The organism is Candidatus Liberibacter americanus str. Sao Paulo, from assembly GCF_000496595.1.
Taxonomy (GTDB): domain Bacteria; phylum Pseudomonadota; class Alphaproteobacteria; order Rhizobiales; family Rhizobiaceae; genus Liberibacter; species Liberibacter americanus.
Window position 1 is genome coordinate 1,060,655 of the sequence record NC_022793.1, and the last position, 26,891, is coordinate 1,087,545.

Sequence of the window (26,891 nt, forward strand, 5' to 3'; positions counted from 1 at the left end):
AAACATAAAAAAGCACATATAATATATGCTATTTGACTTTGAAAACCACACCATTACCTATTCTTTTTACAGTACGAGCATTGGTATGAGTACGCTGCCCACGAACCGGCAGATTACGACGATGCCTCAAACCACGATAACAGCCCAAGTCCATTAAACGCTTTTTATTCATAGCAACCTCTCGACGCAACTCACCTTCAACCTGATAACCTTCCTGATCAATAACTATACGAATTTGAATAACATAATATTCTGTTAACTGATATACTCGACGTTCAGGAGGAATGCTTAACTTAATACAAATATCCTTTGAAATCTTTGAACCTATACCATATATGTATTGAAGCGCTATAACTACACGCTTCTCATTTGGCAAATTGACACCAGCAATACGCGCCACACCAACATCTCCTTATTAATTACGACAAAAGCATAATAATTAAAATTTTTTAATTATTATACATCCAAACAAAAACAAAACCTATAATATAGATTTAACGAAATAATAAAAAATAATCAACCTTTACAGCATTTGTTTCCTACAGAAACAATAATTGAATTAATACGATCAGATATTTCATCAATACCTAACATACCATCAATCTTGTATAAACAACCACTAACGCGATAATAATCGGCTAAAGGCTTATACTCATTGCGATACTCCTCAATTCTTTTGATAAATACATCATATTTATCATCAGATCGAGCAGCCTTATTAGAATCAATAGCATTAGAAATACGATTTTCTATTCTTTTAAACATAGCAAGATCATCAACTACAAGATCAATAACAGCATTTATACTCATTCCCATAGACAAAAGAAAATCTTGTAAAGAATATGCTTGATCCACAGTTCGAGGATAACCATCAAGAATAAATCCAGAAGAACAATCAGAATACTTTATCCTATTATAGAGCAGACTATTCACAATATCACTTGGGACCAAGCATCCGGATTCAATAATATATTGTATTTTCTTTCCAATATCAGTATTTTTGCTAATCTCAGAACGTAAAATATCCCCTGTTGATAATTGCGGCACACCTAATTTCTTAGATAAACGAAAAGCTTGGGTCCCCTTTCCTGATCCAGGCGGTCCTAGAAACACAACCAACATCAGCATTTCTTTCTACTACGGAATTTAGATTTTTTAACAAATCCTTCATATTGATGCGCTATTAAATAACCCTGTATCTGCATGATAGTATCAAGGATAACACTAACAACAATTAAAACTGAAGTTCCACTAAAAGATATAGGCACTCCAGAAAAAGAAACTAACGCTTCTGGAAAGATACAAACAACTACAAGATAAATAGAGCCAACAACAGTAATACGAGTCAAAATATTATCAATATATTCTGTAGTACGATCACCCGGACGAATACCAGGTACAAAACCACCATTTTTTTTAAGATTATCTGATGCATCCTTTGGATCAAAAACTATAGCAGTATAAAAGAACGAAAAAAATACAATAAAAATAGAATATAAAAGCATGTATAATGGATTGCCGTGATTTAAAGAATTAGCTAAACTACTTACCCATTTCGGAGATGAATTAACATCAATAAAGCCAACAATAGTAGTAGGCAATAATAACAACGAAGAAGCGAAAATTGATGGGACCACACCAGCAGTATTAATCTTTAAAGGCAAATAAGAAACATCCTCTTGAAAAATGCGATTGCCAACTTGACGTTTTGGATATTGAATTAACAAACGGCGCTGCGCCCTCTCAAAAAACACGACAAAAGCGATGATCAAAACAACAAAAGCAAACACCAATATTATAAACAGAGAAGAAATACTACCTATTCTACCTAGCTCAAGAATATTAATAAAAGAAGAAGGCAAGCCAGCTACTATACCACTAAATATAATAAGAGAAACACCATTACCTACCCCCGATGAGGTAATCTGCTCACCTAACCATACAAGAAACATAGTACCACCGAGAAGAGTAACAACTGTCGAAAAGACAAAAAACGAATCCGAAGCAAAAACTATGCCTTGACCATTTATTAAGCCAACAGCAAGTCCAAAAGCCTGTAAAGCCCCGATTAGAACAGTAGCATAACGAGTATACTGATTAATAATCCTACGACCTTGTTCTCCATCTTTTTTAAGAGTCTCAAGAGCAGGAATAGATGCTACAACTAATTGAACGATAATAGAAGCGGATATATAAGGCATAATCCCTAGAGCAAAAACTGCCATACGCTCCACAGCTCCTCCTGAGAACATATTGAATAGGCCAAATATTCCAGAGCTTTTTGACTGGAAAGATCTAGCATAAGCGACAGGATCGATACCTGGTAAGGGCACATATGTGCCTATACGACACACCACAAGAGCAAAAATGGTAAATAAAATTTTATTCCTTAAATCCTTAGCCTTTGAAAACGACGAAAGACTAAGATTTGAAACGAATTGCTCTACTGCAGATGCCATAAATAGTATATCCTTACTAAAAAAAAGTCACAATAATAGCAAATTGGACTCTTTTGATGCAAAAAAAACATCAAAATACAAAAAAAAAAAAATCAGCTTAAAGAATATTAGTTTACAATAACTTGACCACCTAATTTCTCAATTTTAGCGACAGCAGACGCAGAAGCGCCTGAAACACGCAACACAAGCTTAGACTTTAAACATCCATCAGAAAGAATGCGAACTCCGGCATCAGAGCGACGAATTAGACCTAAAGAAGCAAGAGAATCTTTATTTATTTCTAAAGAGCAATCTAATTTACCCTTATCTACGCACTCTTGTATTTTACCTAATGATACTATTGCAATTTTAGATGCAAAAACATTAACAAAACCGCGCTTTGGCAATCTCCTATATATAGGCATTTGCCCACCTTCAAATCCCTTAATACTAACTCCGGACCTAGATTTCTGTCCTTTAACACCTCGTCCAGCAGTCTTTCCTTTGCCAGATCCAATTCCACGAGCAACACGTTTAGGGCTTCTAAAAGCCCCCTTTTCACAACTAATTTCATTTAATCTCATCATCTTTTAACCTTTAATTATCACTATTCAACAATACGAACAAGATGACTAACCGCGCTAATCATACCACGCACAGAAGGAGTATCTTCTAAAGAACGACAACGATTAATTTTATTCAGTCCAAGACCTATCAATACTTTACGCTGAACAGAAGGACGGCGAATAGGACTACCTATTTGCTTAACAGTTATTTTTTTGCATTAACAGAAATCACTATAAATCACCTCATAATTTCTTAGAATCAGAAACAGTACCTGCTTTCGCAACAGAAACAGTAGAAGCACGCCTTGCTTGAAGAGAAGAGTGTTTTATACCTCTACGAGCAGCAATGTCTCTTGGATGAGATTGGGATCGTAGAGCTTTAAAAACAGCCCTCACCACATTATGAGAATTAGAAGAACCTACAGATTTAGCAACAACATCATGAATACCAAGAACTTCACATACTGCACGAACAGGGCCACCAGCTATAACACCAGTACCTGCTTTAGCAGAGCGCATAATCACCTTTCCAGCACCATGACTTCCAGTGATATCATGATGTAAAGTACGACCTTCTAACAATGAAACGGAAATCATATTATTTTTAGCAGCCTCAGTCGCCTTACGAACAGCTTCCGGTACTTCACGAGCAGTACTATGAGCAAAACCAACTTTGCTTTTTGTATCACCTATTACAACCAAAACAGAAAAAGCAAACCGACGACCACCTGGAAGAGCCGTAGAAACTCTATTAATAGATACTATACGATCAACGATATTATTATCACGCTCTTCACGATCATGCCAGTTATCACGTTGAGAACGCTCTTTTTGTGCCATTACTAATTATTCCCTTCTAAAAAACAATAAAAAATCGCAATCCATCAAGCACTACAAATCAAAATGCAATTCCACCTTCACGAACTGCATCAGCTAATGCTGCGAGCGCTCCACAATACACAGACGATCCACGATCAAAATAAACAGTTTTAATACCAGCTTCTACAGCGCGCTCTGCTAACAACTTGCCTACAGCGGTAGCAGCAACAATATTCGCTCCCGTCTTTAAAGAAGAACGAAGAGGATCATTCAAGCTGGACGCAGAGGCAATGGTATGTCCTATTTTATCGTCTATAACCTGCGCATATATATGTTTAGACGAACGATATACGCTCAAGCGCAAACGACCTTTTGACACAAGCTTTAGATTTCTACGTATACGATCGGCACGACGAGCAAGATTTTTTTTATTAGCAGCCATATTAAAAGACCTCCTTATTTCTTCTTGCCTTCCTTACGAACAATAACTTCATCGCTGTACTTAATCCCCCTACCCTTATAAGGCTCAATAACTCGATAATCACGAATCTTAGCAGCAACATCTCCAACCTGCTGTTTATCTATTCCAAAAACAATAATTTCGGTAGGCTTAGGAACTGAAATTGTAATCCCTTCTGGAGGAGAATAAATAATATCATGGGAATATCCCAACTTTAAGTTTAAATTACCTTCAGACATGGAACAACGATAACCAACACCACTAAGCTCAAGCTTAATTTCATGACCTTTTTTTACGTTAAGCAAACAGTTATTAAGCATAGTACGTGACATGCCCCATGCAGCACGAGATTTTCTCGAACTATCTACAGGCACAACAGATAATATACCATCCGAAAAAGACACATTTACATTATTAATAAGCTTAAAAGACAAACGTCCCTTAGGACCGCTAAAAATTACCACATGATCATCAATTACAATATCAACATCATCAACGTTCTTAATACACTTTTTCCCAATACGAGACATCTTAAAAACTCCAATCAGAATAAAGCACAATGAAGAAAGAACTTAAAACACAGAGCATAAAACCTCTCCTCCAACCTTATGTTCTCGAGCTTTATGATCCGCCATAACACCTTTGGAAGTAGTAACAACAGTTATACCTAAACCATTATAAATCTGAGGAATATCCTTATAAGAAGAATAAAAACGCCTCCCTGGTTTAGATATACAATTGATTTCACGTATTACGGGATCACCATTGTGATATCTTAGATCAGCTTTTAATTGAAGCTTATTTTTTCCTATATCAATTATATCATAACACTTTATATATCCTTCTTCTCTTAAAACATCCAAAACCTTAGCATGCAATCCTGAAAAAGGAATCACAACTGATGATTTGCGACGAAGGACAGCGTTACGGATACGAGTCAACATATCCCCTAAACAACTCATAATATTTTTCCTTACCAACTTGACTTAGTAACACCTGGAATCTTGCCCATACTGGCCAACTCACGAAAAGCTATTCGCGACAATCGAAAATCCCTATAAAAACCACGTGCCCTACCAGAAACCTCGCATCTATTACGAATCCTTACTTTAGAACCATCACGAGGCATAGCCCCTAACTTAAGAACAGCAGCAAACCTCTCCTCCAAGGTTATAGACTTATTCATTATTAGCTTCTTCAAAGCAGATCTCTTTGCAGCTTGAATTGAAACGATTCTAACACGGCGCTTGTTCTTCTCGATAGAACTTACCTTAGCCATATACTAAAAACTCCTTTTAATCATCTTGGAAACGGGAATCCAAATAACTTTAACAAATGCTTAGCTTCTTTATCATCCTTAGTTGAGGTACAGATTGACACATCCATACCCAAAACACAATCAACTTTATCATAATCAATTTCTGGGAAAACAATATGCTCTTTTATACCAAAAGAAAAGTTTCCAAAACCATCAAAACTCCTAGAATTCAAACCTCTAAAATCACGAAAACGAGGAAGAGCCATATTAATTAAACGATCAATAAACTCATACATCTTTGATCCACGCAGAGTTACTTTTACACCTATTGGCATACCTTCCCTTAACTTAAAGCCAGCAATAGAACGCTTTGCCCGAGTAATAACAGGCTTTTGCCCAACTATCAAAGCAAGATCAGCAGCAGCAACTTCTGATTTCTTAGAATCAGAAATCGCCTGACCAACACCCATATTAACAACTACTTTTTCAATTTTTGGAATCTGCATCACATTCCCATAAGAAAACTCTTTCTGCATTTCATCACGAATACGAGAAAAATACTCACTTTTTAAACGCGGCACATATTTATCTGCAATCATCAAATAGGCTCCCCAGAACGCTTCTCTACACGAATTTTTTTTCCATCAACTATCGAAAAACCAACTCTGACGCCCTTACCACACTTACCAACCAAAGAAATATTAGAAAGATCTATAGAAGATTCTTTAGAAAAAATACCCGCTTCCTGAGTAGGGGTTTGACGCTGATGCCGTTTTACAATATTTATCCCTTGAACAAAAGCACGACCATACTTACGACAAACTTTCATAACTTGTCCAATTCTGCCTTTGTCTTTGCCAGCTAAAACTATAACCCGATCGCCTGTACGAATCTTTTTCATTCCATCAATCCTTTACATAACTTCCCCAGCTAAAGAAACAATTTTCATATAACCCTTGTTACGCAATTCACGCGGCACTGGGCCAAAAACACGACTAGCTAGCACATCTTTTGAACCATCAAGAAGAACAACAGCATTTGTACCAAAGCTAAAACTACTTCCATCAGGACGACGAACATTTTGAGCAACCCTAACTATAACAGCTTTTTGAGTACTGCCCGCCTTTACTCTACTACGAGGAACAACATCTATGATCGACACAACAATCATATCACCAATAGACGCAAAACGACGTTTAGACCCCCCCAAAACCTTAATACATCTAGCCCAACGCGCACCAGAGTTGTCTGCTACTAAAAGTTTTGTTTCCACCTGAATCATAACAAAAACATCCTATTTATCAAAAAAAAAAATTGATATAACACATAAATTCTATAAATACATACATCAAAACAAGATATTCTTAAAAAGAAAATATTTCTAGAATATCAGGTCAAAACCTTAAAATAACCAATCACCTTCCAAGTCTTCCTCCTTGAAAAAGGCCTACTTTCCTCTATGTAAACAAAATCTCCAATTTTGAATTTGTTTTCTTCATCATGAGCAGCATATTTCTTAAACTTACGAATTGTCTTCCTAAAAAGATTATGAGAGAAACGCCTCTCAACCCTAACAGAAACAGTTTTATCAGAATTGTCAACAACAACTACCCCCCGTAAAATCCGCTTTGACATCTATACTCCCTTAAGACCTTTCTTTAAAACTCTTACTATTCATTGCAGTTTTTATACGAGCAATATCACGACCTATTAACTTAATACGCGTAGGATTCTCAAGCTGACCAGAAGCTTTTTGAAATCTAAGGTTCAACTGCTCTCTCTTTAAGTCAACTAATCGCTCTTTTAACTGCTCAATACTCATGACACAAAGATCAGAAAATCTCAAAACTTTATCTTTCATTCTATAATCCGTTGTACAAATTTAGTCTTTACAGAAAGCTTGGCTGCACCAATACGCAAAGCTTCTTTCGCAACCTCTTCACTAACACCATCAAGCTCAAATAAAATACGCCCTGGGCTAACACGACATACCCATTTATCAACACTTCCTTTTCCTTTACCCATACGAACCTCAGTAGGCTTGGCAGTCACAGGAACATCAGGAAAAACACATATCCACATACGCCCATCACGCTTCATACTACGACGTATAGCACGACGAGCAGCTTCTATTTCCCTTGCTCCTATTCTGTTAGAGCTTTGAGCTTTAAGAGCAAACTCACCAAAGTTAATTGTAGATCCTCCCTTTGTCGCACCTTTTATACGCCCCTTAAATTGCTTGGGATACTTAGTGTTTTTCGGCTGAAGCAACATTTTCTAACTCTCTTTAAAACTTAAAATTACGAACCATCAGTCATAACCATATAATAAACAACCTTAACTAGCCTTATCTAACGAACGACGATCAGATGAACTAGCGTTTTCAGAAGAAGCAATATTGCCTTTACAAACATATACTCTCACACCACATATTCCATACGCGGTCTCAGCAGAAGCACACCCATAATCAATATTGGCACGAAGCGTCTGAAGAGAAACCCTTCCTTCCAAATACCATTCAGTACGAGAAAGCTCTACACCATTAAGACGACCAGCACAAATAACCTTGATACCTTCAACACCTAAACGCATAGCAGATTGCACCGCACGTTTCATAGCACGACGAAACACAACTCGCCTTTCTAACTGTTGAGCAATAGACTGGGCTATTAACGCTGCATCAATCTCTGGCTTAGGAACTTCAACTACATTTAAGTGCACCTCTGAACTAGTCATAGCAGAAATCTTTTTCCTGATTCTATCGATATCAACCCCTTTTTTCCCAATGATCAAACCTGGACGAGCAGAGTGAATAGTAACACGACACTTCTTATGCGTTCTTTCTATCAAGATCTTAGCAATACCTGCCTGCTTTAAATCTTTTTGCAGATACTTACGAATCGATAAATCTTCATGCAAAAAAGAAGAATAATCTGAACCATTAGCAAACCAACGACTATCCCAAGTACGATTAACACCAAGCCGAAACATTATAGGATTAATTTTCTGTCCCATTACACAGTTTTCCTTTCATCTCGCACTTCACGAACAACAACAGTCAAATGCGAGAAAGGCTTGGTAACCCGACCAATACGCTGACGACCACGACAATGAAATCGCTTCATAACAACAGACTTGCCCACATAAGCTTCTGATACAACAAGACGATCAATATCAAGATCATGATTATTTTCCGCATTTGCTATAGCAGAGGCAAGAGTCTTCCTAACCTCCTTAGCAATTCTCTTACGAGAAAACTCTAGATCAGAGAGAGCACGAGAAACTTTCATTCCCCTTATCATAGCAGCAACAAGATTTAATTTTTGAGGACTAACTCTCAGCATACGTGCGACAGCATTAGCCTCATTATCTCCAAGACGACGCTTAACTGCAGCAGCCCTTGATTTAAGCATAAACTACTTCCTCTTACTCTTTTTATCACCACCATGCCCCTTATAATATCGAGTGGGGGCAAAATCACCAAATTTAAATCCAACCAAATCCTCGGTCACTAATACAGGTATATGTTTTTTTCCATTATAAACACCAAATGTCAAACCAATAAACTGAGGTATAATTGAACAGCTCCGACACCATATAAGCAAAACACCACGACTATTAGAATCACGAGCCTTAGAAACCTTCTTAAGGAGAGATTTAGTGACAAAAGGACCTTTCCAAATTGAACGAGCCATTTAAATATATACCCCTTTACTTCTTACTTTTATGTCTAGAACGGACTATAAAAACATCCGTTGATCTATTTGAACGCGTCTTCTTTCCCTTCGTAGGCTTGCCCCAAGGAGTACAAGGATTACGACCACCTGATGTCTTACCTTCACCACCACCAAGAGGATGATCAACAGGATTCATAGCAACACCTCTAACATGAGGGCGAAAACCACGCCAACGAGAACGCCCAGCCTTAGAGTCATTTATGTTAACATGATCTTGATTTGAAACCGAGCCTATGGAAGCCATACATGAAGACTGAACCAAACGCCTTTCACCAGAAGAAAAAAGCAAAAGAGCTCTATTCCTATCACGATCTACAACCTGAGCATACGATCCAGCAGAACGAGAAACTTGCCCGCCCTTACCTGGCTTCATTTCAACATTGTGTACCATAGTGCCTACGGGAATAAAACGCAATGGCATAGCATTTCCCGGCTTTATATCAACAGCATTGCTCGAAGAAACAACTTTATCACCTACAGATAAACGCTGAGGAGCTAATATATAACTAAACACACTTTCTGAATATGAAATAAGAGCAATAAAAGCCGTTCTATTCGGATCATACTCTAATCGCTCTACTGTACCTTCAACGTCATAATTACGACGCTTAAAATCAATCATCCTATAGCTATTTTTACACCCTCCACCTCTAAAACGAGCAGTTATTCTGCCAACATTATTACGACCGCCTTTAGAACACAAGCCTCGAGTCAAAGGCTTAAATGGCTTACCCCGATGTAAACCATCTCTGCTTACAGTAACAAGTTGACGCCTACTTGATGTAACAGGATTAAAACTCTTTAATGCCATAATACTGCTCCTATATAATAAACATCTTTAAAGACCAACTGAAACATCAATAGAACATCCCTTAGCTAGCGTTACAAAAGCCTTCTTATAATCTTTCCGCACAACATACAAATCACGAGATGACTTGATACCACTACGGGCAGCAGAAATCCTACTAAGACGCTTTGACTTACCCTTACGAATAAGAGTATTCACAGAAACAACTTTTACATTAAACAGGAACTCAACAGCTGACTTAATATCAGACTTTGAAGAGCCTTTCTTAACATTAAAAACAAACTGATTATCGCCCGATAATAAAGTAGATTTCTCAGTTATAACGGGAGAAATTATTGTGTCATAAAATAGAATATTTTTCATTTAAAACGATCCTCCAAAGCCTCAATAGCGGACTTAGAAAGAACCAGCTTAGAACATCGTAAAATATCATAAACATTAATACCCTGAACAGGCAATAGATTAATATTTGGAATATTCCGACTAGCAAGCTGAAAATTTTTATCCAATTTGAAACCATCTATAATAAGAGCATTAGACATACCAAGCGCATTAAAAAGACTTGCCAAATACTTAGTCTTGCACTCTTTAGACACTAAACTATCAATAACTAAGATATCATCAGACGAAAACTTATCAGATAAAGCATGGCGAAGAGCAAGAGATCTTACCTTCTTTGGCAAATCACGTTCACTTTTTTCAGAAACCGGGCCAAAAGCTTTACCCCCACCCCGAAACTGAGGAGCACACTTGGAACTATGTCTAGCACGACCTGTTCCTTTTTGAGAATACATCTTAGATCCAGTATACGAAACTTCGGAACGACCCTTCGACTTAGAAAAAGATCTTTTCCTACGCCAAGACTGCCAATAAAGAGCCCTTGCCAAAATACTTTGTTTAGGCTCTAAACCAAAAACTTTTTCAGAAACAGAAACGCTTCCCATATCCGCTCCATCAAGAGCCTTAACATTTAACTCTATCACGAAACTTTCTCCTTATTACTTGCCATAGATTCAAAAGAATCACGAACAAGAAGCCAAGAATCATTTTTGGCGCCAGGAACAGAACCCTTAACTAAAATCAACCCCCGCTTATCATCGACTGACAAAACAGTTAAATTTTTAACTGTCACACGGTTACACCCCATATGACCTGCCATCTTTTTATTTTTAAAAACACGACCCGGATCTTGACGACAACCTGTAGAACCATGCGAACGATGTGAAATTGAAACACCATGACTAGCACGAAGACCACCAAAATTATGCCTCTTCATAGCCCCGGCAAATCCCTTGCCGATACTAACACCGGTCACATCAACTAACTGCCCAACGTTAAAATAACTTGGCTGAAATAAATGACCAACTTGCACTAGATTATCTTCCTCAACGCGAAATTCAAATAATTTTTTCTTAGCAGGCACATTTGCAGAAGAAAAAACACCTCTCATTGCTTTAGAAACATTTTTAACCTTCGCATCTCCTGCGCCAACTTGGACAGCCACATAACCATTTTTCTGCAAAGTTCGATGAGCAACGACCTGACAATTATCCAAGAGCAATACAGTCACGGGAAGACGAACACCCTCAAGATTATATACACAGGTCATTCCCACCTTTTGCGCAACAACGCCTGAACGCATCAGATTACCTCCCATAAAAAAAAAGCTAAAGCTTAATAACCACATTAACACCGGCAGCAAGTTCAAGCTTCATTAAAGCATTAACCGTCTCAGAAGTAGGCTTCACAATATCAATCAAACATCTGTGAATACGAATCTCTAACTGATCCCTACTCTTCTTATCAACATGAGGGGACCTATTAACAGTAAACTTACGTATACTCATAGGCAAGCGAACAGGACCCATAATACTGACACCAGATTTTTTAGTTGTTTCCACAATATCGCCCACAGAAGAATCAAGTATCCGCGAATCAAACGCCTCCAAACGTATCCTTATCCGCATACTGCGACTATGACCTACCATTTACTCCGCCCTTTTCTTCTAAAAAACTGATTTATATATCGCCAATACTAAAAACATTATATTTAAATATTAAATCACTCAATAATATCAGTCACAATACCAGCACCAACAGTTCTACCACCTTCACGAATAGCAAAACGACGACCTTTTTCAATAGCTATAGGATAAATAAGCTCTACAGTTATAGAAACGTTATCCCCAGGCATTACCATCTTAGTATCACCATCCAATATAACCTTACCAGTAACATCAGATGTACCAATATAAAACTGCGGACGATAATTGTCAAAAAAAGCAGTATGACGACCACCTTCAGACTTCTTCAAAACATAAACCTTACATCTAAACTTATGATGCGGCTTAATAGAACCAGGAGCACAAAGAACTTGCCCTCTAACAACATCTGAACGTTGTATACCCCTAAGCAATATCCCAACATTATCACCAGCAATACCACTATCCATCACTTGTTGAAACATCTCAACACCAGTACATGTCGTACTAGCCGTCGGACGAATACCTACTATCTCAAGGGGATTACCTACCTTAACAGATCCTCTACTAATACGCCCAGTCGCAACAGTACCACGACCACCAATAGAAAATACATCTTCTACATTCATCAAAAAAGGTCCGTCAACATCTCTAACAGGAGTAGGAATATAACTATCAACCGCTTTCATCAATTCATGAATAGAATCTTCTCCTATCTCCTTATTCTTCCCCTCCATCGCACAAAATGCAGAACCTCTAATGAAAGGTATCTCATTACCGGGAAAACCATTCTCGGTCAAAATCTCGCGAAGCTCCATCTCAACAATCTCGATAACCTCTTTGTCAGCATCGCTAATCATATCAACCTTGTTAATGTAAACAACAATAGACGGAACACCAACCTGACGAGCAAGAAGAATATGCTCCTTAGTCTGAGGCATAGCACCATCATTGGCAGAGCAAACAAGTATCGCACCATCAACCTGCGCAGCACCAGTTATCATATTCTTCACATAATCAGCATGACCAGGACAGTCAACATGACAATAAGACCTGCTATCTGTCTTATAGGAAACATGCGCCGTAGAAATAGTAATACCTCGCGAACGCTCTTCCGGAGCCCTATCAATCTGATCATACGCAGTAAAATCACCGTAATACTTCGTAATAGCAGATGTAAGTGTCGTCTTACCATGATCAACGTGACCTATAGAACAAACACCTATATTCTCTCTGTCTCGAACAAAACTTACCTTAGCCATCCTATAATTTCCCCTTATCCCTCGTTATCCATAATAATTAAAAATAATCATGAACAACCAACACAACGATATACAATATCGAAAACAATCTCATTTCTCAGAAGAATACTTTTCTTGTATCGTCTGAGAAACATTAGAAGGAACGGCAGAGTAATGATCAAAAACCATCACATACTGACCCCTTCCTTTAGACATAGAACGCAAACTATCAACGTACTTGAACATATTAGCCAAAGGAACATGCGCATTGATAACAACAGAAACAGAGCGGCTCTCCTGCCCTTGAATTTGCCCTCTACGAGAACTCAAATCACCAATTACATCACCAACATACTCCTCAGGAACTACAACATCAACATTCATGATAGGTTCCAATAATTGAACTCCCATTTTAGATGAAGCCTCTCTAAAACAAGCTCTAGCAGCAATTTCAAACGCAAGAACAGAAGAGTCAACATCATGATAAGAACCATCAAGCAATACAACTTTCATTCCCAACATAGGGAAACCAGCCAAAGGACCAGAAGCAAGCATACTTTCTATTCCTTTTTTCACACCAGGAATATACTCTTTTGGAATAGAACCGCCAACTATTTTAGATTCAAAAACAAAATCTTCACTTTCAGTATTAGGCTCAAAACCTATCTTAACTTTGGCGAACTGACCAGCACCACCAGATTGCTTTTTATGTATATAATCATGAACACAAGCTTTAGTAATAGACTCGCGATAAGAAACATAAGGAGCACCGACATTAGCCTCAACCTTAAACTCCCTAAACATACGATCAACAATGATATCTAAATGCAATTCACCCATACCAGCTATAATAGTCTGACCAGAATCTTGGTCAGATATTACTTTAAAAGAAGGATCTTCAGCAGCAAGACGGCTCAAAGCCAAAGACATACGCTCCCGATCAGCTTTTGATTTGGGCTCAATAGCAACTTGTATTACAGGATCAGGAAAATCCATTCTCTCTAGGACTACAGGATTCAAAGGATCACACAGCGTATCCCCAGTCGTTGTCTCCCTCAATCCTGCTAAAGCTATTATATCTCCACAATAAGCCTCTTCTATATCCTCACGAGAATTAGAATGCATCTTCAACATACGGCCAATACGCTCTTTCTTTTCTTTGACCGTATTTAAAACAGAATCACCCTTAGATATTTTGCCGGAATAAATACGACAAAATGTCAACGAACCAACAAAAGGATCAGTCATTATCTTAAAAGCCAACATAGACAAAGGAGCATCGTCTGATGCCGGCATCTCAATATCAGCAGAGGTTTTAGCATTAATACCCTTAATAGACGGAACATCTAAAGGAGAAGGCAAATAATCAACGACAGCATCTAACAAAGGCTGAACACCTTTGTTTTTAAAAGAAGAACCACATAAAACAGGCACAAATTTTGCCGCAATTGTACCCTTGCGGATCAAAGAGCGTATCTTATCGACGCTGATTTCATCACCTTTAAGATAGGCTTCCATAGCAGCATCATCAAACTCAACAACGGATTCAATCATTTTTTCTCGATAAGAATTAGCAAGATTCTTCATATCTTCAGGGATGTCAACTACATCCCAGCTCGCACCTAAATCTTCACCATTCCAAATCAGAGCTTTCATATCAATTAAATCAACAACACCCCGAAAATCATCCTCAGAACCAACCGGCAATTGTATAACTAAAGAGTTTGCACCTAAACGACTAGAAATCATTTCAACAGATCGATAAAAATCAGCGCCCAGTTTATCCATCTTATTACAAAAGATCATACGAGGAACAGAGTATTTATCCGCCTGACGCCATACAGTCTCTGTTTGAGGCTCAACCCCAGCATTAGAATCCAAAAGAGCAATAGCGCCATCCAAAACCCGAATGGAACGCTCAACTTCCATAGTAAAATCAACGTGACCAGGGGTATCAATAATACTTAACTGCTTCGTACCTCCATCACGCCCCTTCCAAAAAGTAGTGGTAGAAGCAGAAGTTATAGTTATGCCACGCTCTTGCTCTTGCTCCATCCAATCCATTGTGGCAGAACCCTCATGAACTTCGCCAATTTTATGCGATTTTCCAGTATAATACAATATACGCTCGGTAGTAGTCGTTTTACCAGCATCTATATGAGCCATAATACCGAAATTCCGACTATCTTCTATCCTACACTTACGAGACATTACCAATGCACCTTCTTCAATATTTTAAAAACGAAAGTGCATAAAAGCACGATTAGATTCAGCCACTTTATGCGTTTCTTCACGCTTTTTAACAGCAATCCCACGATTATTAGAGGCGTCAGCAATTTCCCCACCCAAACGATCGATCATTGTAGTTTCATTACGCTTACGTGCAGCAGATATTATCCACCGAATAGCAAGAGCTTGACTACGCCTCAAACCAACTTCACCAGGGACACTATAAGTAGCCCCTCCTACACGGCGAGTACGAACCTCAACCTGCGGGCTAACATTGCTCAAAGCTTTATGAAACAACTCTATAGGATCTTGCTTTTCTTTGCTTCTAACAAATTCAAAAGCACCGTAAACTATCTTCTCTGCAACAGATTTTTTTCCATCATACATAACGGCATTCATAAACTTAGTCACAATAGAATCAAAAAACTTCGGATCAGGCGATACCTCACGTATCACTGCTTTACGACGTCGGGACATAACAACTCTCTGTCTTTTACAAAATATAAAACAAAAAAAATACTGACAAAAAATCAGACACTTTCACAAAAAATAACATAACTACTTAGGACGGCTAGCACCATATCTAGAACGACTCTGCTTCCTATCCTTAACACCCTGGGCATCAAGAACACCTCTAATAACACGATACTTAACACCTGGGAGGTCTTTTACACGCCCTCCACATAACATGACTACTGAATGCTCCTGAAGATTATGACCCTCTCCTGGAACATAACCTATAACCTCAAACCCGCTAGCAAGGCGAATCTTAGCAACCTTACGCAAAGCAGAGTTAGGCTTTTTAGGCGTAACAGTATAGACACGGAGGCAAACTCCTCTCTTCTGAGGGTTTCCATTAAGAGCAGTACTCTTGGGACGAAGAGAGCCACTTCTACGAGGCTTACGTATAAGCTGATTAACAGTAGGCATTAATAAAACTCTTCCTGAACATTTTCATATTCCTCACATTCACAACAAAAAAAGACAACTGATGCATACGCGCCAGCAAACATATCCCAAAGACGTATAAAAAGGAAAGCACATCGCATAACGACATGTTCACGAAAAAACCTTATCATCTAAGCGATCAAGCTAGAGAAAGGACACCAATAAATAAAAATTTATAGGAGCATATTGTCGTCGTAATATTTTCTTCCTCTCACGTCAAGACAAAACCGTACAAAATTCTTATAAAACATTAAATATAGTTTCCTTAGTAACAGTTTTCTTATACAATTCATAGTTTTTAATTTTATAACAAAGCCTAATTAAGTGAATATTTTTAATTTTATTAATAATAAAAATTTAAATTATAAAATGAGATCTTAGTATATACGATAAATAGCCACTATATGTAAAATAGAATTTTGATATAATATATATCAATATCATGCACAATATCATGCAATAGATATATTAATATCATGAAATAGAAATTTACAATTCAACACTTGGATAATAATTATTCATTACAACTTACCTTAGTAATTAATTATAACTTATCTTAGTATATTTGTATATTTAAACTTATATTAAAAAATATAGTTTGGTAAAAAAAGTTTTAAAATAGCCTATAATATAGGATTGTTCTATGAACAATATGTTTTTATTATACAAAAATTATTATACATAAAAAATTAAGATATTTGTAAAATGATTATCTGTTTTCAATTGTAGTATTTTATATTAATGATATTAATTAATAGATTAAGAACGATTGTAATTCAAAAACAAATAGCTTAACAAAAGAAAATGAGAAGTTTAAATTAACATCGATGACTGATAAAAAACAGAAATTCAACCTAGCAATGATTCGCAACCTTGCAAATATAATAAACGAAACTAATTTAACAGAGCTTGAAGTAGATAGCGATGGTACACGTATCCGCTTGCTACGATCTCAACAAAAGAGTAATATAACAGGATATTGCTCTCAAGAAAACGAAGAGTACTCTTTAAAAACATCATCTTCTTCAACTGAAAAAGTAAATGAAGAAAGCAAATCAAACAATACAGATCAATATCCCATTAATAATCATATGGTTAATTCACCAATGGTTGGAACGGCATATTTAGCAAGTAAACCAGGAGCTAGCCCATTTGTAGAGGAAGGAAGTCTCGTAACAAAAGGACAGACACTCCTAATAATTGAAGCTATGAAAACTATGAATCATATAGTATCGCCTTATGCTGGTAAAGTACATGATATTACCGTAAAAATGGACAACTTGTAGAATATGGTGAACCTCTATTAATATTAGAGTGCAAAGAGGAAAATTTATGATTTCTAAAGTTCTAATAGCGAATCGCGGAGAAATTGCCCTAAGAATTTTAAGAGCTTGCAAAGAACTAGGTGTTTCAACAGTCGCAATACACTCAACAGCAGATTCTGGCGCAATGCATGTGAGATTAGCAGATGAAAGCGTATGTATAGGACCTCCTCCATCAAGAGATAGTTATTTGAATATACAACAAATAGTAGCCACATGTGAGATAACTGGAGCTGATGCTGTTCATCCAGGTTATGGCTTTCTTTCAGAAAATGCAAAATTTGCAGAAATATTAGAAGCTCATCATATAAAGTTCATTGGACCATCATCAGAACATATAAAGATTATGGGAGATAAAATTACCGCAAAAAAAACCGCAAGAGAACTTGGAATACCTATAGTACCAGGATCTGAAAAAATTTTAGATGATGAAGCTTTACATACCGCAAAGAAAATAGGATTCCCTGTATTAATAAAAGCAGCTGCAGGTGGAGGAGGACGCGGTATGAGGATATCACGATCAGAAGATGATCTGATGGAAGCTATCGATCAAGCACGTTCTGAAGCGTTAAACGCTTTTGGAAATGATGCTATTTATATGGAAAAATATCTTAATCGACCACGCCACATTGAAATACAAATCTTTGGAGATGGCAGGGGTCAAGCTGTACATTTTGGCGAACGTGATTGCTCATTACAACGCCGTAATCAAAAGATATGGGAAGAGGCACATTCTCCTGCAATTAGCGCAGATGAGCGAGAACAAATAGGACAATTATGTGTTAACGCAATGAAAAAAATTGAATATTGTGGCGCTGGAACTATTGAATTTCTATATGAAGATGGGAATTTCTATTTCATCGAAATGAATACACGATTACAAGTAGAACATCCTATTACAGAAGCTATTACAGGAATAGATCTTGTTCACGAACAAATCAATTTAGCCTCGGGAAAGAATTTATCAGTTAAACAGGAAGATATAGTTTTTTCTGGGCATGCAATTGAATGTCGTATAAATGCTGAAGATTCAAAAAGATTTATTCCATCTCCAGGGAAAATAACTCATTTCCATGCACCTGGAGGTCTCGGAATTAGAATGGATTCCGCAGCCTATCAAGGCTATATAATTCCTCCTCATTACGATAGTCTTGTTGCTAAATTAATCGTTCATGGAAGAAATCGCATGGAGTGCATGATGAGATTGAATCGAGCACTAAATGAATTTGTAATAGATGGGATTAAAACAACAATACCATTATTCCAAAAACTAATAAATAATGAAGACATAATAAATGGTGATTATGACATACATTGGTTGGAAGAAAAATATCTAAATAGTGAAAAAAATTAGTTATTAACTTATGTAAATTAATTAGTGGAAAAAGTATTTCATTGATATACGGCTGAAATAATAGAATTAATTCCTATTATAGTATGTAATTATCCTATAATAGCCATAAAATTTATTTTATGTAAGATAAATTTGCATTGTCTCTATTTTATAATTTTATAATAAATTATCATTTTGCTTGAAAGAAGCACAAATACATATTAACTTCATTAACTTATAGATTATATGGATTTAAATAATATTATACAGACCAGCATTATACAACATAAACCTATACGATAAAAATATACATTATAAAACATCTACATATTAAAAACTATAGATTTAAAGCTGACATCGAAAATTATTAATGGGGCAACGAACTGTCTTTTTTATTACTACTATCTATAGACAAAGGTAAGGTACGACTATCTTGACTAAATTCATCAGTTTCTGGCATTCTTAACAATGCATGTTTCAAAACATCTTCCATAAAAGAAACAGGTATAATCTCTAAGCCATTTTTAACATTTTCAGGAATTTCAACCAAATCCTTGACGTTATCCTCAGGAATTAATACCTTTCGAATACCAGCACGCAAGGCTGCAAGCAATTTTTCTTTAAGTCCACCTATCTGTAACACTTTACCGCGTAGTGTTAACTCCCCCGTCATTGCTACATCTCTACGAACGGGGATACAAGACATTACGGAAACAACCGCTGTAGCCATTGCAATCCCTGCGGAAGGACCGTCCTTTGGAGTAGCTCCTTCAGGAACATGAATATGTATATTGGTATCATTAAATGCAGATTGAGCAATACCAAAATTCAAAACTCTTGATCCTACATATGAAGATGCAGCTAAAATCGATTCCTTCATAATATCCTTAAGATTGCCAGTAATTATCATTTTGCCTTTCCCAGGCATTATAACAGCTTCTATTGTTAATAATTCTCCACCCATTTCAGTCCATGCCAATCCATTGACAACACCTATCTGATCATCTCCTTCGATTTGTCCATATTTATAAATAGGAACTCCAAGATAATCTTTCAAATTATCTACTTTAATAGAAACAAACTTATCAATACCCTTAACAATTTTTGTCAGAGCTTTACGCGCCAATTTCATCAAAGATCGCTCAAGACCACGAACTCCAGATTCACGAGTGTAGTGCTGAATTATCTTAGGAAACACGTCATCATTAACAGAAAACTCCTCAGAACTAATAGAATTCTCCTTCATAACTTTATCCATAAGATAACGCTTGGCTATCTCTAATTTTTCTTCCTCTGTATAACCAGCAATACGAATAATCTCCATACGATCCATTAATGGAACAGGTATATCTAAAGTATTAGATGTCATCAGGAACATAACATCAGATAAATCGTATTCAACCTCTAAATAATGATCAATAAAAGAAGAATTCTGTGAAGGGTCTAAAACCTCTAATAAAGCTGCAGATGGATCTCCTCTAGAATCTTTACCCATTTTATCTATTTCATCAAGTAATATCAAAGGATTGTTTTTTTTTGCCTTTTTAAGGGACTGTATTATCCTACCAGGCATAGAACCTATATAAGTTCTACGATGACCACGAATATCAGCCTCATCATTAACACCACCTAGAGACACTCTAACGTACTGGCGCCCAGTAGCCCTAGCAATAGATCTTGCCAAGGAAGTTTTACCAACGCCTGGAGGACCTACAAAACATAGAATTAAACCTTTATTATTAGCAGATCGTATTTGAACCGCCAAATATTCAACAATACGCTCTTTCACTTTTTCAAGGCCAAAATGATCTTTATCAAGAATACTAGAAGCTAAACCTAAATCTTTTTTAATTTTTGATTTTTTATCCCATGGAATACTCAAAAGCCAATCTAAATAATTTCGAACAACAGAAGATTCCGCCGATATCGGGCTCATCAGACGTAATTTTTGTAATTCAGATAAAGCTTTTTCTCGCGCTTCCTTTGAAAGCTTAGTCTTAGCAATACGTTCTTCAAAATCACTTAGTTCATTACGATCGTATTCAGAATCGTCCAGCTCTTTTTGAATAGCCTTTATCTGCTCATTTAAATAATATTCACGCTGTGTCTTTTCCATTTGGCGTTTAACGCGAGAACTTATCCGCTTTTCAACCTGTAAAATGGATATTTCGCTCTCAATAAAAGAAAGCAAATGCTCAAATCTATCTTTAACAGATATAGCCTCTAATATCTTCTGTCTTTCAACTATCTTAATAGATAAATTAGCAGCAACAACATCAGCTAATTTTGAAAAATCTTCGATCTGAGAAGTAATACCAACGAATTCAGGAGAAATCTTTTTGTTTAATTTTACATAGTTGCCAAATTCCGATAAAACAGAGCGAGAAAGGGCCTCAAGCTCTATTAAATCCTCAACAGGCTCAGTCAATACCTCAGTTACAACTTCCAAAAATTGATCAATTTGCTTATATTCGACAATAGAAGCTCTTAATTTACCCTCCACTAAAATTTTAACAGTTCCATCGGGCAATCTAATAATCTGCAACACATCAACTATAGTACCAATTTTATAAACAGACGAAACAACCGGATTCTCATCATCTGAATTCATTTGAGCAACCAACATAATTTTCTTATGAGACTTCATTGCTTCATCAAGAGCATGAATTGACTTCTCTCTTCCAACAAACAATGGAACAATCATATGTGGAAAAACTACAATATCACGCAGAGGTAAAAGAGGATACACTGATTTATCGCCAGAGTGATAACCCGATTTATCGTCACACGCAATATCTATTTCTTTTTTATCATTCTGACTCAAAATAAACCACCAAATAACAAATAGCACTAGTCATTAATATCAAAAGCAAAGATTAATATATAAGATCCCAACCTTTTAGCCAATATAAAAATAGCTTAATTGTTAATAAAGACAAATAAAGCATGCAAAATAAGGCTTTAATATCATCTTAATACTACATATAAAACTATATAAAACAATATAAAAGGAAATTATATATCAAAAAACTATCTCATAACTTTAAACATCTTAATTTAAGCAGATACATTGGTTTTTTCTTTGCCCACATCAGCATATACATTAAGAGGACGAGAATTGCCTTTAACTACATCATCAGATACTATCACACCAGTAACCCCCTTCATAACAGGCAATTCAAACATAGTATCAAGAAGTATTTTCTCCATTATAGAACGCAATCCTCTAGCACCCGTCTTATGAACGATAGAACGTCTGGCTATTTCCCTTAAAGCATCTTCATGGAAAACAAGCTCTACATCCTCCATATCAAAAAGACATTTATATTGTTTAACCAAAGCATTCTTAGGTTCAGAAAGAATTCTAATTAGAGAATCTTCATCAAGATCCTCAAGAGTTGCCAATACAGGAAGACGACCTACAAATTCTGGAATCAATCCAAATTTTACAAGATCATCTGCTTCAATTCCACGTAAAACTTCTCCTACCTGACGGTCATCTGAATTCTTAACAACTGCAGAAAAACCAATAGATGATTTTTCTCCACGAGCAGAAATTATTTTATCTAACCCTGCGAATGCACCAGCACAAATGAATAAAATATTTGTTGTGTCTACCTGTAAAAATTCTTGTTGAGGATGCTTCCTTCCACCTTGCGGAGGAACAGAGGCAATGGTTCCTTCCATAATTTTGAGAAGAGCTTGCTGAACACCTTCGCCAGAAACATCACGAGTAATAGACGGATTATCTGATTTTCTGGAGATTTTATCAACCTCATCAATATATACTATACCACGCTGAGCACGTTCTACATTATAATCTGCAGCCTGTAACAACTTAAGAATTATATTTTCAACATCTTCACCAACATATCCAGCCTCAGTGAGTGTAGTAGCATCTGCCATTGTGAAAGGAACATCAATAATGCGCGCTAACGTTTGAGCAAGATAGGTCTTACCACATCCTGTAGGGCCAATCAAAAGAATATTAGACTTTGCAAGCTCTACATCACTATTTTTTGAATAATGAGACAAACGCTTATAGTGATTATGAACCGCAACCGATAAAACTTTCTTTGCATTTCCTTGGCCGATAACATATTCATCAAGAACACGAAGGATCTCCTGAGGAGTAGGAACTCCTTCACTTGATTTGGCAACAGAAGATTTATTTTCCTCACGGATAATATCCATACACAGTTCAACACATTCATCACATATAAAAACCGTAGGACCTGCAATCAACTTGCGAACTTCGTGCTGACTCTTGCCGCAAAATGAACAATAAAGCGCGTTCTTTGGGACATTGCCATTGGATTTGTTCATTGAACCTCCCTATTGTACCACATAAAAAATACTTTTAATCAGTAATAATATATCAACTATTATCTATAATAAAACAAATACACATTACAATCTAAGTATAAAACACATTTCTACAAACCAAAAAAATTATCCACTAGTGCTTGCAAGACAATCTACTCAATAACAAAGATGAATAAAAAAACAGGAAATAAATAATAATTACTTTACACATATGCATTAATAAAATTCATATGTTAAAAAACATAGAATCGTTTCACTATTTATTCTCACTTTCAATATCGGCACGAGAAATTAATACCCTATCAATTAAACCCCAATCAAGAGCTTCATCAGCAGACATAAAATGATCTCTATCTAATGTTCTCTCAACCTCTTCGTACGGCCTTTCACAATGTTTAACATATATGTCGTTCAAACGACGCTTTATTTTAATGATGTCCTGCGCATGACGCTCGATATCAGATGCTTGTCCTGAAAATCCTCCTGAAGGCTGATGAAGCATAATTCGCGCATTAGGCAAGGCAAAACGCATCCCCTTTTGGCCCGCAGATAAAAGTAAAGATCCCATAGAAGCAGCTTGCCCTATACAAAAAGTTGATACAGGAGGCTTTATAAATTGCATAGTATCGTATATTGCCATCCCAGCGGTAACAATCCCACCTGGAGAATTAACATAGATAGAAATTTCCTTTTTAGGATTTTCTGCTTCAAGAAATAAAAGCTGAGCACATACAAGTGTTGACATATGATCTTCAATCTGACCAGTTATAAAAATAATACGCTCCTTCAAAAGACGCGAGTAAATGTCATAAGAACGCTCCCCCCTATTTGTTTGTTCGACTACCATTGGAACAAGACCAGAGGAAACATTTATAGAATTATCCACACTCTCTTTAAAAAACACTTATAAGACTCCTTATCAGAAAGTTTACACATATATAAAAATCATTATCAACTAAAGACTAACAGAATCTGTAATTATTCACAAAAAGAATAACAAAACCTTCACATATAAACACATAAAAAATATTAACATGCTTTATAAACAATAAAATTAATAACTTCATAATCATCAAAACACGAAATATATATAAATGTGACTTACATATAAAAAACAACTTCTAATACAATTACAATGAATAAATCAACTCTACAATTTAGTCATATAAATTATATTAATATACTAAATTGCATTAATAAATCTATTACGAACTACTCAGAAGATCTTATCAAAAAATTGCAAAACAAATATAATCACTATTAACTATGATTGTTATTTACAATTAGTATAGTTTTATATCAAAAAAATACAAAAAACCTTCTTTGAAGATAATACAAAAAATACATCTCATGTATAACATATGTTAACAAAAAAAAGCAAAATCAACCTTATAAATTTACAAATTTATCAACCATTATTTATCATTTCAACTATTTCAAAATGAAACAGAAAAATTGCAATCTAACCATTCAATAATATTTTATAATGATTAGAGGCAACAATCATCACTAATGAAACAAAGAAGTATTGAAAAATATATACGTAGAAATAAAACTTTGAAAATGAGATACAAGTCGTTACCATATTTAAAGAATTAGATTATTATCTATAATATATATTCTAAAATCATTCCAAGGGAAAATGATAATAATGACGCAATATAGCATATCAAAACAATAGAAAACGAAGAAGATGATTTGCTAAAATGTAAAAACATTATAACCTTATAATATTCATATAGACTTATCTGAAACTAATCTATACTACTGCGAGACAATTTATCTTTTTCATAATCTGCAAAATTACCCTCGAACCACTCAACACGACCATTACCTTCAAAAGCCAAAATATGAGTCGCTAGACGATCTAAAAACATACGATCATGACTAATAATAACAGCACATCCTGCAAAATGCTCCAAAGCATCTTCAAGAGCAGACAACGTTTCTGTATCTAAATCATTGGTAGGCTCATCAAGTAAAATTACATTTCCCCCACTTTTGAGAAGCTTAGCCAAATGGACACGACCTCTCTGCCCCCCAGAAAGAGAACCAACACATTGCTGTTGATCCGATCCTTTGAAATTGAAGGATCCACAATAAGCACGTGAATTAATCTCATGATCACCAAGCCTAATAATTTCATCTCCGCCAGAAATTTCTTCCCAAACTGTTTTCCCTGCAATCAAAGATTCCCTACTCTGATCAACATAACTTAAATCTACAGTATCTCCAATATGAATAGATCCAGAATCAGGAGGTTCAATACCAGTAAGCATCCGGAACAAAGTGGTCTTACCAGCTCCATTAGCACCAATAACACCGACGATTCCCCCAGGAGGCAACTTGAATGAAAGATTATCAATCAACACACGATCATTGTAAGATTTTGAAATATTCTGAGCTTCAATTACAACCTTACCTAAACGCTTCCCTACAGGAATAATAATCTGAGCATTTCCAGGATTACGACAAGCAGCAGATTCAACCAATTCTTCATAAGATCTAACACGGGATTTTGATTTAGATTGACGTGCCTTTGGTGAAGAAAAAATCCATTCCCTCTCACGTTCTATAGCTTTTTGACGATAAATCTCTTCACGATTTTCTTGAGCCATACGCTTAGATTTCATTTGCAGATATGAAGAATAATTACCCTGATATGGAATTCCCTTGCCTCGATCAATCTCTAAAATCCAACTTGTAACATTGTCTAAAAAGTAACGATCATGTGTTACCATTATAACTGCTCCCGCATAATCTCGTAAGTATTTTTCCATCCAAGCTATGCTTTCAGCATCGAGATGATTGGTAGGTTCATCAAGCAACAAAAGATCTGGCTTAGAAAGCAACAACCTACAAAGCGCAACACGACGCTTTTCTCCTCCAGAAAGAGATCCTATAGGAGAATCTCCGCTAGGGCACAAAAGAGATTTCTTAGCAATTTCCACCTCTGTTTCCAAATCCCACAACCCTTTAGCATCAATGACATCTTGTAATTTAGTAACTTCATCCACAGCATCTTCAGAATAATTCATTATTAATTCGTTATAACGATCAAGAATAGATTGCTTATCCGCAACACCTTCAATAATATTTTCATTGACGTTTTTAGACATATCTAGTTGTGGCTCTTGAGGGAAATAGCCAACAGTAAATCCTGTAGCTAACCAAGCTTCTCCACTATAATCCTTGTCTATCCCAGCCATAATCCGTAAAATTGTTGATTTACCCGAACCATTAGGACCAAGAATTCCAATTTTAGCATCTGGATAAAAAGAAAGATTAATATTATCTAATATTTTTCTATTCCCGAAAACTTTATCAAGTCCTGACATATGATAAATGAACTTAAGTGTCATAAAAACAACTCCTATCTTTTAATATAGTTTTAAGCTAAATTACATTCTCAAATCAATAACCG

General features: G+C 36.1%; 35 protein-coding genes. 2 read left to right on the forward strand and 33 right to left on the reverse strand.

The window, feature by feature from the left end:
- Positions 1–28: 28 nt before the first annotated feature.
- The 29 genes from rpsM to LAM_RS05430 form a co-directional block, all read right to left on the reverse strand.
- Complete coding sequence (gene rpsM / locus LAM_RS04485) at positions 29–400, reverse strand: 30S ribosomal protein S13 (protein WP_007557051.1); 372 nt, start codon at positions 398–400, stop codon at positions 29–31.
- A gap of 116 nt (positions 401–516) precedes the next feature.
- Entirely contained in the window at positions 517–1,122 is a 606-nt protein-coding gene (locus tag LAM_RS04490; protein WP_007557050.1) for an adenylate kinase, read from the reverse strand.
- Positions 1,122–2,459, reverse strand: a complete 1,338-nt coding sequence (gene secY, locus LAM_RS04495) for a preprotein translocase subunit SecY (RefSeq protein ID WP_007557048.1) — start codon at positions 2,457–2,459, stop codon at positions 1,122–1,124. The genes LAM_RS04490 and secY overlap by 1 nt, the downstream gene beginning before the upstream one ends.
- 107 nt (positions 2,460–2,566) lie before the next feature.
- Positions 2,567–3,022 (reverse strand): 50S ribosomal protein L15, encoded by a 456-nt coding sequence (gene rplO / locus LAM_RS04500; protein ID WP_007557047.1) that lies wholly within the window; start codon positions 3,020–3,022, stop codon positions 2,567–2,569.
- 23 nt (positions 3,023–3,045) lie between these two features.
- Positions 3,046–3,213, reverse strand: coding sequence for a 50S ribosomal protein L30 (gene rpmD, locus LAM_RS04505; RefSeq protein WP_041185278.1), 168 nt, complete (start codon positions 3,211–3,213; stop codon positions 3,046–3,048).
- 34 nt (positions 3,214–3,247) lie between these two features.
- Positions 3,248–3,844 (reverse strand): 30S ribosomal protein S5, encoded by a 597-nt coding sequence (gene rpsE, locus LAM_RS04510; RefSeq protein ID WP_007557044.1) that lies wholly within the window; start codon positions 3,842–3,844, stop codon positions 3,248–3,250.
- Positions 3,845–3,902: 58 nt separating this feature from the next.
- The gene (gene rplR, locus LAM_RS04515) at positions 3,903–4,265 is read right to left on the reverse strand and encodes a 50S ribosomal protein L18 (protein WP_007557043.1); all 363 of its coding nucleotides are present in this window, start codon (positions 4,263–4,265) and stop codon (positions 3,903–3,905) included.
- 14 nt (positions 4,266–4,279) lie between these two features.
- Positions 4,280–4,813, reverse strand: coding sequence for a 50S ribosomal protein L6 (gene rplF, locus LAM_RS04520; RefSeq protein WP_007557042.1), 534 nt, complete (start codon positions 4,811–4,813; stop codon positions 4,280–4,282).
- A 42-nt stretch (positions 4,814–4,855) separates the two neighbouring features.
- Positions 4,856–5,245, reverse strand: coding sequence for a 30S ribosomal protein S8 (gene rpsH / locus LAM_RS04525; RefSeq protein ID WP_007557041.1), 390 nt, complete (start codon positions 5,243–5,245; stop codon positions 4,856–4,858).
- Positions 5,246–5,256: 11 nt separating this feature from the next.
- The gene (gene rpsN / locus LAM_RS04530; RefSeq protein WP_007557040.1) at positions 5,257–5,562 is read right to left on the reverse strand and encodes a 30S ribosomal protein S14; all 306 of its coding nucleotides are present in this window, start codon (positions 5,560–5,562) and stop codon (positions 5,257–5,259) included.
- Between the two features lie 20 nt (positions 5,563–5,582).
- Complete coding sequence (gene rplE, locus LAM_RS04535; protein WP_240532032.1) at positions 5,583–6,137, reverse strand: 50S ribosomal protein L5; 555 nt, start codon at positions 6,135–6,137, stop codon at positions 5,583–5,585.
- Between the two features lie 2 nt (positions 6,138–6,139).
- Positions 6,140–6,442 carry a 50S ribosomal protein L24 gene (gene rplX, locus LAM_RS04540; RefSeq protein WP_007557038.1) on the reverse strand — a complete coding sequence of 101 codons (303 nt, stop codon included), beginning with the start codon at positions 6,440–6,442 and terminating at the stop codon, positions 6,140–6,142.
- A 12-nt stretch (positions 6,443–6,454) separates the two neighbouring features.
- Positions 6,455–6,823, reverse strand: coding sequence for a 50S ribosomal protein L14 (gene rplN / locus LAM_RS04545; RefSeq protein WP_007557036.1), 369 nt, complete (start codon positions 6,821–6,823; stop codon positions 6,455–6,457).
- Between the two features lie 107 nt (positions 6,824–6,930).
- A complete protein-coding gene (rpsQ, locus tag LAM_RS04550) occupies positions 6,931–7,176 on the reverse strand; it encodes a 30S ribosomal protein S17 (RefSeq protein WP_007557035.1) in 246 nt (81 codons plus the stop codon).
- Positions 7,177–7,186: 10 nt separating this feature from the next.
- The gene (rpmC, locus tag LAM_RS04555; protein ID WP_007557033.1) at positions 7,187–7,402 is read right to left on the reverse strand and encodes a 50S ribosomal protein L29; all 216 of its coding nucleotides are present in this window, start codon (positions 7,400–7,402) and stop codon (positions 7,187–7,189) included.
- Positions 7,399–7,812 carry a 50S ribosomal protein L16 gene (gene rplP, locus LAM_RS04560; protein ID WP_007557032.1) on the reverse strand — a complete coding sequence of 138 codons (414 nt, stop codon included), beginning with the start codon at positions 7,810–7,812 and terminating at the stop codon, positions 7,399–7,401. Before rplP ends, rpmC begins: the two co-directional genes overlap by 4 nt.
- Before the next feature lie 66 nt (positions 7,813–7,878).
- Positions 7,879–8,556 carry a 30S ribosomal protein S3 gene (rpsC, locus tag LAM_RS04565; RefSeq protein WP_007557031.1) on the reverse strand — a complete coding sequence of 226 codons (678 nt, stop codon included), beginning with the start codon at positions 8,554–8,556 and terminating at the stop codon, positions 7,879–7,881.
- Entirely contained in the window at positions 8,556–8,954 is a 399-nt protein-coding gene (gene rplV, locus LAM_RS04570) for a 50S ribosomal protein L22 (RefSeq protein WP_007557030.1), read from the reverse strand. The genes rpsC and rplV overlap by 1 nt, the downstream gene beginning before the upstream one ends.
- Before the next feature lie 3 nt (positions 8,955–8,957).
- Positions 8,958–9,236 carry a 30S ribosomal protein S19 gene (gene rpsS / locus LAM_RS04575; RefSeq protein WP_007557028.1) on the reverse strand — a complete coding sequence of 93 codons (279 nt, stop codon included), beginning with the start codon at positions 9,234–9,236 and terminating at the stop codon, positions 8,958–8,960.
- 16 nt (positions 9,237–9,252) lie between these two features.
- On the reverse strand, positions 9,253–10,089 hold the full coding sequence (gene rplB, locus LAM_RS04580; RefSeq protein WP_007557027.1) for a 50S ribosomal protein L2: 837 nt from the start codon (positions 10,087–10,089) through the stop codon (positions 9,253–9,255).
- A 27-nt stretch (positions 10,090–10,116) separates the two neighbouring features.
- Positions 10,117–10,449, reverse strand: a complete 333-nt coding sequence (gene rplW / locus LAM_RS04585) for a 50S ribosomal protein L23 (protein ID WP_007557026.1) — start codon at positions 10,447–10,449, stop codon at positions 10,117–10,119.
- Positions 10,446–11,066: a 50S ribosomal protein L4 gene (gene rplD, locus LAM_RS04590; protein ID WP_040055870.1), complete on the reverse strand. Its 621-nt coding sequence runs from the start codon at positions 11,064–11,066 to the stop codon at positions 10,446–10,448. Before rplD ends, rplW begins: the two co-directional genes overlap by 4 nt.
- Entirely contained in the window at positions 11,066–11,728 is a 663-nt protein-coding gene (gene rplC / locus LAM_RS04595; protein WP_007557024.1) for a 50S ribosomal protein L3, read from the reverse strand. Before rplC ends, rplD begins: the two co-directional genes overlap by 1 nt.
- Before the next feature lie 25 nt (positions 11,729–11,753).
- On the reverse strand, positions 11,754–12,074 hold the full coding sequence (rpsJ, locus tag LAM_RS04600) for a 30S ribosomal protein S10 (protein WP_007557023.1): 321 nt from the start codon (positions 12,072–12,074) through the stop codon (positions 11,754–11,756).
- Positions 12,075–12,148: 74 nt separating this feature from the next.
- Complete coding sequence (gene tuf / locus LAM_RS04605; RefSeq protein ID WP_007557022.1) at positions 12,149–13,330, reverse strand: elongation factor Tu; 1,182 nt, start codon at positions 13,328–13,330, stop codon at positions 12,149–12,151.
- A gap of 90 nt (positions 13,331–13,420) precedes the next feature.
- Positions 13,421–15,520 (reverse strand): elongation factor G, encoded by a 2,100-nt coding sequence (gene fusA / locus LAM_RS04610; RefSeq protein ID WP_007557021.1) that lies wholly within the window; start codon positions 15,518–15,520, stop codon positions 13,421–13,423.
- A 24-nt stretch (positions 15,521–15,544) separates the two neighbouring features.
- Positions 15,545–16,015, reverse strand: a complete 471-nt coding sequence (gene rpsG / locus LAM_RS04615) for a 30S ribosomal protein S7 (RefSeq protein ID WP_007557019.1) — start codon at positions 16,013–16,015, stop codon at positions 15,545–15,547.
- Positions 16,016–16,096: 81 nt separating this feature from the next.
- Positions 16,097–16,468, reverse strand: coding sequence for a 30S ribosomal protein S12 (gene rpsL / locus LAM_RS04620; protein WP_007557018.1), 372 nt, complete (start codon positions 16,466–16,468; stop codon positions 16,097–16,099).
- Positions 16,468–16,617, reverse strand: a complete 150-nt coding sequence (locus LAM_RS05430; RefSeq protein ID WP_187287994.1) for a hypothetical protein — start codon at positions 16,615–16,617, stop codon at positions 16,468–16,470. Before LAM_RS05430 ends, rpsL begins: the two co-directional genes overlap by 1 nt.
- A gap of 696 nt (positions 16,618–17,313) precedes the next feature.
- Between LAM_RS05430 and LAM_RS04625 the strand changes: the two genes are divergently transcribed.
- A complete protein-coding gene (locus LAM_RS04625; RefSeq protein ID WP_023466394.1) occupies positions 17,314–17,772 on the forward strand; it encodes an acetyl-CoA carboxylase biotin carboxyl carrier protein in 459 nt (152 codons plus the stop codon).
- Between the two features lie 46 nt (positions 17,773–17,818).
- Positions 17,819–19,162 carry an acetyl-CoA carboxylase biotin carboxylase subunit gene (accC, locus tag LAM_RS04630; RefSeq protein ID WP_023466395.1) on the forward strand — a complete coding sequence of 448 codons (1,344 nt, stop codon included), beginning with the start codon at positions 17,819–17,821 and terminating at the stop codon, positions 19,160–19,162.
- Between the two features lie 346 nt (positions 19,163–19,508).
- Here the strand turns inward: accC and lon are convergent, their stop codons facing one another.
- The 4 genes from lon to ettA form a co-directional block, all read right to left on the reverse strand.
- The gene (gene lon, locus LAM_RS04635; RefSeq protein ID WP_040055868.1) at positions 19,509–21,935 is read right to left on the reverse strand and encodes an endopeptidase La; all 2,427 of its coding nucleotides are present in this window, start codon (positions 21,933–21,935) and stop codon (positions 19,509–19,511) included.
- A 263-nt stretch (positions 21,936–22,198) separates the two neighbouring features.
- Entirely contained in the window at positions 22,199–23,467 is a 1,269-nt protein-coding gene (clpX, locus tag LAM_RS04640) for an ATP-dependent Clp protease ATP-binding subunit ClpX (RefSeq protein WP_007557014.1), read from the reverse strand.
- Positions 23,468–23,723: 256 nt separating this feature from the next.
- A complete protein-coding gene (locus tag LAM_RS04645) occupies positions 23,724–24,353 on the reverse strand; it encodes an ATP-dependent Clp protease proteolytic subunit (RefSeq protein ID WP_007557012.1) in 630 nt (209 codons plus the stop codon).
- Between the two features lie 868 nt (positions 24,354–25,221).
- Positions 25,222–26,829, reverse strand: a complete 1,608-nt coding sequence (gene ettA, locus LAM_RS04650) for an energy-dependent translational throttle protein EttA (protein WP_007557011.1) — start codon at positions 26,827–26,829, stop codon at positions 25,222–25,224.
- Positions 26,830–26,891 lie beyond the last annotated feature (62 nt).

Coding starts and splice junctions, on each gene's coding strand:
- LAM_RS04490 (WP_007557050.1), bottom strand. CDS start 1,122: ATGTTGGTTGTGTTTCTAGGACCGCCTGGATCAGGAAAGGGGACCCAA.
- accC (WP_023466395.1), top strand. CDS start 17,819: ATGATTTCTAAAGTTCTAATAGCGAATCGCGGAGAAATTGCCCTAAGA.
- rpsE (WP_007557044.1), bottom strand. CDS start 3,844: ATGGCACAAAAAGAGCGTTCTCAACGTGATAACTGGCATGATCGTGAA.
- rplW (WP_007557026.1), bottom strand. CDS start 10,449: ATGAAAAATATTCTATTTTATGACACAATAATTTCTCCCGTTATAACT.
- clpX (WP_007557014.1), bottom strand. CDS start 23,467: ATGAACAAATCCAATGGCAATGTCCCAAAGAACGCGCTTTATTGTTCA.
- rplC (WP_007557024.1), bottom strand. CDS start 11,728: ATGCGTTCAGGCGTTGTTGCGCAAAAGGTGGGAATGACCTGTGTATAT.
- rplR (WP_007557043.1), bottom strand. CDS start 4,265: ATGGCTGCTAATAAAAAAAATCTTGCTCGTCGTGCCGATCGTATACGT.
- rpsS (WP_007557028.1), bottom strand. CDS start 9,236: ATGGCTCGTTCAATTTGGAAAGGTCCTTTTGTCACTAAATCTCTCCTT.
- rpsN (WP_007557040.1), bottom strand. CDS start 5,562: ATGGCTAAGGTAAGTTCTATCGAGAAGAACAAGCGCCGTGTTAGAATC.
- tuf (WP_007557022.1), bottom strand. CDS start 13,330: ATGGCTAAGGTAAGTTTTGTTCGAGACAGAGAGAATATAGGTGTTTGT.
- rplO (WP_007557047.1), bottom strand. CDS start 3,022: ATGAGATTAAATGAAATTAGTTGTGAAAAGGGGGCTTTTAGAAGCCCT.
- secY (WP_007557048.1), bottom strand. CDS start 2,459: ATGGCATCTGCAGTAGAGCAATTCGTTTCAAATCTTAGTCTTTCGTCG.
- rpsL (WP_007557018.1), bottom strand. CDS start 16,468: ATGCCTACTGTTAATCAGCTTATACGTAAGCCTCGTAGAAGTGGCTCT.
- rplX (WP_007557038.1), bottom strand. CDS start 6,442: ATGAAAAAGATTCGTACAGGCGATCGGGTTATAGTTTTAGCTGGCAAA.
- fusA (WP_007557021.1), bottom strand. CDS start 15,520: ATGTCTCGTAAGTGTAGGATAGAAGATAGTCGGAATTTCGGTATTATG.
- ettA (WP_007557011.1), bottom strand. CDS start 26,829: ATGACACTTAAGTTCATTTATCATATGTCAGGACTTGATAAAGTTTTC.
- LAM_RS05430 (WP_187287994.1), bottom strand. CDS start 16,617: ATGATAAGGTTTTTTCGTGAACATGTCGTTATGCGATGTGCTTTCCTT.
- rpmC (WP_007557033.1), bottom strand. CDS start 7,402: ATGAAAGATAAAGTTTTGAGATTTTCTGATCTTTGTGTCATGAGTATT.
- rplV (WP_007557030.1), bottom strand. CDS start 8,954: ATGCTTAAATCAAGGGCTGCTGCAGTTAAGCGTCGTCTTGGAGATAAT.
- rpsG (WP_007557019.1), bottom strand. CDS start 16,015: ATGTCCCGACGTCGTAAAGCAGTGATACGTGAGGTATCGCCTGATCCG.
- rplF (WP_007557042.1), bottom strand. CDS start 4,813: ATGTCTCGTATTGGGAAAAAGTGTATTAAGAACGTTGATGATGTTGAT.
- rpsQ (WP_007557035.1), bottom strand. CDS start 7,176: ATGTCAAAGCGGATTTTACGGGGGGTAGTTGTTGTTGACAATTCTGAT.
- rpsJ (WP_007557023.1), bottom strand. CDS start 12,074: ATGGTAGGTCATAGTCGCAGTATGCGGATAAGGATACGTTTGGAGGCG.
- rplN (WP_007557036.1), bottom strand. CDS start 6,823: ATGATTCAGGTGGAAACAAAACTTTTAGTAGCAGACAACTCTGGTGCG.
- rpsC (WP_007557031.1), bottom strand. CDS start 8,556: ATGGGACAGAAAATTAATCCTATAATGTTTCGGCTTGGTGTTAATCGT.
- rplB (WP_007557027.1), bottom strand. CDS start 10,089: ATGGCATTAAAGAGTTTTAATCCTGTTACATCAAGTAGGCGTCAACTT.
- LAM_RS04625 (WP_023466394.1), top strand. CDS start 17,314: ATGACTGATAAAAAACAGAAATTCAACCTAGCAATGATTCGCAACCTT.
- rpsH (WP_007557041.1), bottom strand. CDS start 5,245: ATGAGTTGTTTAGGGGATATGTTGACTCGTATCCGTAACGCTGTCCTT.